This window comes from Rhizobium sp. P44RR-XXIV (assembly GCF_001999485.2).
Taxonomy (GTDB): domain Bacteria; phylum Pseudomonadota; class Alphaproteobacteria; order Rhizobiales; family Rhizobiaceae; genus Rhizobium.
In genome coordinates this window covers 1-1,337 of record NZ_MPVZ02000014.1, presented here as the reverse complement: position 1 = coordinate 1,337, position 1,337 = coordinate 1, and the positions used below count along the sequence as shown (strand labels likewise).

Below are 1,337 nucleotides of genomic sequence, written 5' to 3'. Positions count from 1 at the left end.
CAGTAGCGACGCTTGAAGTCGACCAGGCCGCTGATGATCTCCTCTCCCCTGTCCTTGAGATCCTGCGCCGAACAGGTAAGCGTTCCGGGAGCATCGACGGTTGGGGGAATGAAGAGAATGCGGGCGATTATGGCGTCGGTACTCCCAAATGGGTCGCTCGGGGTGGTGATCGAATTACCCTCGCAGTCGTAGACCTCGCCGGGCGCCGGCTGGTAGCGGTAGCAGAAGCCGGCTTGGCCGGTTTTGGCGATTGCGGGTACCAGAGTGGCGCCGGCCTTGAACTCTTCGCAAAATGCGGACTTGGCCAGCGCTTTGAAGGCAAACTCGTTGGGATCGTCCGCACGTCGACGGAAACCCACCTTGGACAGTTGCTGGTCCAGGAACATCATGGCGAAGCGGCCGTTTTCCTGGTTGCCTGCCTGGCCTTGCTGGAACAGGTAGTTGCGCTTGTTGTCCAGGTAGATCTGGGTAATCCCGAGAATCAGGAAGCTGCTGATGGCGAGGGCTACCAGCAGTTCGATCATGGACAGGCCCGATTGCCGTCGGGAGCGGTTGTTCATGCTCATGGCTCGACCCTGAGGGTGTAGTAGCAGAGGGAGGTGTCGGCGCTGCTGTCGGCGGCGCTTGACGCAGGCGCCTTGCTTGCCGCGCCAGGCCAGGCGGATTTCCAGCATCGAGCCCTTGCCGTCGCAGTCGCCCGGCTTCGAGCTGCGGCAGATGTAGTAGTCGCTCTTCAGCAGGTCTCCAGCGCCTGGCAGTTCGTTCTTCGCCTGTTCCGCCCAGCATCCCAGGCGGTCTTTGACCGCGTCGGGCAATGGCGTGCAGGAGGACGGCGCGGTGGGGAACGCCGACCCCTTGGCCTTGAAGAAATCGGATTGCGTGGCCATCTGGTCCTTGACGTCGTACAGCGCCTTCGGGCTCGCCCGCATGCTTTCCAGCAGGTTGCTGCCGAGCATGGCTGCCTTGTTGCGCTCGACCGAGTCGGCGGTGTACTGGATGGTCTTGCCCTGCATGGCCGATCATGCCCCAGCACGCCGATGCTGATCAGCAGCAGGGCGACCAGCACTTCGATCATGCTGAAGCCGGATTGGTGCAGCGACCTGTGTCGCGATTTCAATAGCATGACTGGGGCGCCTTGGAGGAAGGTTCGAGTTGGATCCGGCCGGCCTGGCTGATGCTCAGCACGCGGCCCCCGTCGGTCTTGCCGTTCTGGCAGATGGCGAAGGTTCGTTCCGTTGGCGGTACGAGGGTACCGTTGGCCGTGAAGGTCAGATGTTCCACGGCGCTCTTTTTCCTTCGCTGTCAGCGTGGCGGCACGGAAGCCGTCGTGTTTGCGC

Annotated in this window: 2 pseudogenes; both read right to left on the bottom strand. The window is 62.3% G+C overall.

The window, feature by feature from the left end:
• Nucleotides 1–524: pseudogene (locus tag BSK43_RS00120) on the bottom strand (hypothetical protein); the annotation flags it as partial.
• A 38-nt stretch (nucleotides 525–562) separates the two neighbouring features.
• A pseudogene (gene pilV / locus BSK43_RS00115) lies at nucleotides 563–1,123 on the bottom strand (type 4a pilus minor pilin PilV).
• Nucleotides 1,124–1,337: the final 214 nt, after the last annotated feature.